The organism is Streptomyces sp. NPDC004658 (genome assembly GCF_040609555.1).
Classification (GTDB): domain Bacteria; phylum Actinomycetota; class Actinomycetes; order Streptomycetales; family Streptomycetaceae; genus Streptomyces.
On the sequence record NZ_JBEXKG010000328.1, the window covers coordinates 1 to 3,467 of the forward strand.

The following is a 3,467-nucleotide window of genomic DNA, read 5'->3' on the forward strand; positions in this document are numbered from 1 at the left end:
AGACGACACGACACCCCGTCCTTCCCGCCGAAACACCGCCCCTACACCTGACCAGCGGAAACAGACCCGCCGCTCTCGGAAAGACAACGGCTTCTCAGGTCTCAGCAGGAACAAGTGCAGCCGTCCAGCCCGACATCACCCATTCGAGTTCAGTACGATCTCGGTGAGATGACAGCCTTCCATGGCGAATGCCTTGCAAAACAACAGCGCATTGAACAGTCCTGTTGTATGCGAAATCGATGCACACCTCGTAGAAACAGGCAGCACTTCCTACAGAGCTCACCGTCGCTGCACTGCTTCCGAAGCCTACCGCAATCAGTGCAAATTTTTTTGGGGAAGCGTTCCCTGTTTTACCGTCCAGGTTCCCCGAATTGTGATGGCGCCTCTGGCGTTAGCTTGCTTCGAGGATGACCTCGAGTTGGTCCTCAGTGTAGGGATCGGAGCAGACGGATCCTGGGAATTGAAGCCAGAAAATTTTCCCGTCGTGCGTGATGTCAGTGATCACTCCGACGAATCCACCGAACCGAACAGCCCGACCGATCCTCACATCCACTCCATTAGTATCGTCCATGGATAGTGTGTGCGTCGGGGTCGAACGTGCAGTTCATCACCGGCCACTCCCACATTGTGCCATGGTGGATCTCGGTGCACAATGTGTCGTTACCGCGATAAGGGCAACCCAGTGGAAACCTGGCGCTCGGCGTGGCCAACACGATCGTCGCCGTGGAGAACGGCGTCACCCGCGTCGACGCGTCCCTCGCCGGGCAGGGCGCCGGAGCGGGCAACTGCCCGCTCGAAGCGTTCGTCGCGGTCGCGGACCTGATGGGCTGGGAGCACGGCTGTGACCTGTTCCCGCTGATGGACGCCGCAGACGACCTCGTACGGCCGCTGCAGGACCGCGAGGTGCGGGTGGACCGCGAGACGCTGACGCTCGGCTACGCGGGCGTCTACTCCAGCTTCCTGCGCCACGCCGAGCGGGTGTCGCAACGCTACGGCGTCGACACCCGCGACCTGCTGGTGGAGGCCGGGCGCCGCCGGATGGTCGGCGGCCAGGAAGACATGCTGACGGACATCGCCCTGGATCTGACGTCGGCCCCGGGCCGGGAGCCGAGCGTCACTGCGTAGAGCCCGGTACGGCGCGTGCCGCTACGGCGCGGGAGCGGGCTCCCGCGCCGTTCGGCTCCTGTCCGGCAACGCCCACACTGCCGGGCGCGCCCGCTCCAGCAGGCCGGGAGGGGGCGTGCCCAGTTGGTCTCCGACGACGGCGATTCGGGGAGGTCTTCGAGCAGGACGCCCTGCGCGGTGCCGTCGGGTCCGTTCAGCGTTCCGTGAAAAGCGGGGGTACGGACGGTCGGCCGGGGCGCCGACTCTCGCTGGAAGGGACATTCGCGCTGGTAGGCGTTCAGGTGGGCGGCCGTGTGCGCGGCGACGGCGTCCTGCGAGGGCATCTTCGCCACCAGTGTGGGCGGCCCCGCGCCCTCGTTCGCGTAGCGGATGCCGAGCCGGAACGTGTCCGTGAGCAGACCCGCGCCGTCCCGGGCCGCCGTCACGTCCTCGCCCCGTTCCGTGTCGGCAGGATGCCGCTCTCCCGCAGGGCCGAGGTGTGCTCGGCGGGGTTCCGAGCCCGGGGGCCGGGTACGCGCAACGGGGCGGTGTGCGCTGCCGAACTTATGGGCGGTCGCTTCCGTGACGCCGGTGTGTTCCTGATGGGCCGTCTGGTGCGGTGCCGGCTCCTCAGTCCCGTAGGCCGCCACGGTCAGCGTCGCCGCGAGGAACATGCCACGCGCTCTGGAACCGTCAGGAGTCGAAACGGATCACCGGCTTGAGCGTGCGGCCCCTGCGGGCCTCCGCGACTGCCTCGTCCAACTGATCGGGACGGTAGAACGTACGAGGCGGTCGTACGGCAGGCGGCCCTGGCGGTGCAGTTCCAGCAGGGCGGGGATGAAGGTGACCCGGTCGCTGCCGCCTTCGATGACGCCCAGCACCCTGCGGCCGTCCAGCAGAGCGAGGACGCCGAAGGACGCCCGGCTGCCGGCGGCCGGAGCGCCGACGACGGCGACCGTCCCGTCGGGCGCGATGCCTGCGATCGCCTGCTCCAGCACTGCGGTCACGCCGGTGGTCTCTACCGCGTGCGCCACTCCGATGCCGTCGCTCAGCTCTGCCAGTCGCTTGGGTAGGTCCTCCTCCGCGCTGTTGACGACGTGCGTGGCGCCCAGCTCACGGGCCAGGTCCAGCCGGAAAGGCAAGCGGTCGACGGCGATGATCCGGGTCGCCCCGGTCAGCCGGGCGGCCATCACCGCGGACAGCCCCACGGCACCGGCGCCGAAGACGGCAACGCTCTGGCCGGGAGCGGGCCTGAGCACGTTCAGGACGGCACCGGCTCCCGTCTGGATGCCGCAGCCGATCGGTGCCAGCATCGGCAGTTCCTCGTCTGTGGCCGACACCCTCACCACACTGCTCTCGCTGACCACAGCGTGGTGCGCCAGCGACGACTGTCCGAAGAACTGCCCGCCCAGCGGAGTGCCGTACACGTCGGAGACAGGCGTGCTGCCGTCCTGCCGAGTGTTGCGGAAGTTGCTGGTGAAGAAGGTCTGGCACTGGGTGGGCCGGCCGGTCAGGCAAGCGGTGCAGTGGCCGCAGGAGGTGAAGGTGAGCAGCACCTTGTCGCCCGGAGCAGCGGAGGTGACGCCCGAGCCGACGGCCTCCACTACGCCGACACCCTCGTGCCCCAACACGCCGGGGAGCATCGAGGGCAGTTTGCCGTCGAGCACCGACAGGTCGGTGTGGCAGAGCCCCACCGCGACGACACGGACGAGCAGTTCGTCCGGGCGAGGATCCTCCAGGTGGACGGTCTCCCAGGTGAAGCTCTCCGCGCCGGGACGGGCGACTGCGGCGGTCGTGGTGATGGACATGGGTGCTCCTTGTCGGGGTTCGGGTGGTGCGCCGTCTGGCCCTGAGTGCCGGCCGCGGAGGCCGTCGGCCGATCACGCGACGGGAGTGATACGCCGGCGCGAGCGTCGCCGGTGTGCGCGGATCAGCTGCGGGCCAGGAAGCGTTCGGCGTTGGTGCGGGAGATGAGGGTGCGTTGGGCCGGGGTCAGGAAGTCACTCCTGGTCAGGACCGCGCCGACCGGGCGTTCACCCAGGGGGTAGGGGTAGTCGCTGCCTGCCATCACGCGGTCGGCGCCCAGGGTGTCCACCAGAAGGCGCAGCGCACGCTCGTCGAAGACGACGGAGTCGACCGAAAAGCGGCCGAGGTAGTGCGAGGGCGAGTGTTCGGAGGTGCCGACGACGTCGGGGCGCCGGCGCCAGGCGTTCTCCAGGCGACCGAGCCAGAAGGCGAACGAGCCGCCGCCGTGGGCGAAGCAGATGCGGTTCTGGCACAGGTTCCGTGCACAGTGACTGAGCGTTGCGAGCCGGGAGGTGGCTGCCTCGCTGGTCAGTACTGGATTTGATCCAGCCCTACGA

2 protein-coding genes and 1 pseudogene are annotated in these 3,467 nt (G+C 68.3%); 1 reads left to right on the forward strand and 2 read right to left on the reverse strand.

The genetic code is table 11. The features are described 5' to 3' along the window. Nucleotides 1-687: 687 nt before the first annotated feature. Nucleotides 688-1,125, forward strand: a pseudogene (locus ABZV94_RS40795) (4-hydroxy-2-oxovalerate aldolase); the annotation flags it as partial. Between the two features lie 689 nt (nucleotides 1,126-1,814). On the opposite strand, the gene ABZV94_RS40800 reads toward ABZV94_RS40795, so the two are convergent. Both ABZV94_RS40800 and ABZV94_RS40805 read right to left on the reverse strand, forming a co-directional pair. Continuing rightward, nucleotides 1,815-2,912: an NAD(P)-dependent alcohol dehydrogenase gene (locus ABZV94_RS40800; protein WP_356350048.1), complete on the reverse strand. Its 1,098-nt coding sequence runs from the start codon at nucleotides 2,910-2,912 to the stop codon at nucleotides 1,815-1,817. A gap of 122 nt (nucleotides 2,913-3,034) precedes the next feature. Further along, on the reverse strand, nucleotides 3,035-3,467 hold a 433-nt coding region (locus ABZV94_RS40805), incomplete at its 5' end, for an amidohydrolase family protein (protein ID WP_356350050.1).